This window comes from Melaminivora alkalimesophila, assembly GCF_000282995.1.
Taxonomy (GTDB): domain Bacteria; phylum Pseudomonadota; class Gammaproteobacteria; order Burkholderiales; family Burkholderiaceae_C; genus Melaminivora; species Melaminivora alkalimesophila.
Genome location: NZ_ALEE01000257.1, coordinates 1 through 1,010, shown reverse-complemented (window position 1 = coordinate 1,010; position 1,010 = coordinate 1). Strand labels below are relative to the sequence as shown.

The 1,010-nt window shown below is 77.1% G+C and carries 1 protein-coding gene and 1 pseudogene; one reads left to right on the top strand and one right to left on the bottom strand.

Going from position 1 to position 1,010, the window contains the following annotated elements:
- Positions 1 to 310, top strand: a pseudogene (locus A612_RS04665) (signal recognition particle-docking protein FtsY); the annotation flags it as partial.
- A gap of 19 nt (positions 311 to 329) precedes the next feature.
- On the opposite strand, the gene A612_RS04660 reads toward A612_RS04665, so the two are convergent.
- Positions 330 to 1,010 (bottom strand): ProQ/FINO family protein (locus A612_RS04660; RefSeq protein ID WP_019373380.1); only part of this gene is annotated, 681 nt, incomplete at its 5' end.

Below are 1,010 nucleotides of genomic sequence, written 5' to 3'. Positions count from 1 at the left end.
GGCGCCCGCCACCCTGCCCGAACCGGCCCCGGCGGCCAGCGAACCGGTCCCCGTGCCGGCGCCGGCGGCCGAGCCCACGGCACCGACGGCGCCCCTCACGCCCGCCGACGCCGCGGCAGAGCCTGCTCCCCAGCCCTCCGACCCGGCCCTGCCTTCCGAGGCCGGACGCAACCCCGCCCAGGGCGACCGCACCCCGGTGCCGGCACCGGACCAGGGCGAGCGCGCCGAAACCAACCCGGCCGGCGTGGCGCCTCCGGGCTCGCCCGGCACCACTGCGCCGGAGAACGCGCCCCAGCAGAACAAGGAGTGAGCGCGCGGCGCGCGGCCGCTCAGGAAGACGGCTGGTCGGCTTGGGCGGTGCGCAGCCGGCGCGCGCGCGCGAGCGACTGCTCCACCTGGCGCCGGTCCATGCCGTACATGTCGGCGAAGTGCTCCAGCGTGGCGCCGCTGGCTTCGAAGGCGCGCAGCAGCGCCTCGGCGCGCGCATCGCGCTCGGCCACCTCGGCCAGCGCCTCGTCCAGCAGCGCGTTCGCCTGTTCGTCGCGCCCGCGCACCAGCGCGTCGTAGGCAGCGCGCGTCAGCCCGCTGGCCTCGAAGGCCTGGGCGATGCGCCGGCGCAGCCGGGCCTGCAGGTCCTCGCCCTCGCGTGGCTTGCGCCGGCGAAACACCTCCAGCAGCGCATGGTGCACATGCTCGGGCGCCACTGCCTCGACCGGTCGGCCTTCCAGGTCGTGGCGCGCCTGCCCGCTGGCCACGGCGTTCAGGTAGCGCGTGGAGCGCGTGTGGATGGCGAGCGCCAACTTGAGGGCGTCCTTCTCGATCTCCGCGCCGCGCGCCGCCAGCAGGTCATGGAAGATGCCTCGCTTGAGCGGCAGCGGCTGCGCGCCGAACAGGCGTGGATACCACTGGCCGAGCTGCTCGAGCAGCGGATGGCTGCGGCGTGGAGCGCCCGCGGGCGCGGTCTTGCCGGCCTCGGCGCCGGGGCGGGGCGGGCCCGCGCGGCGACGACC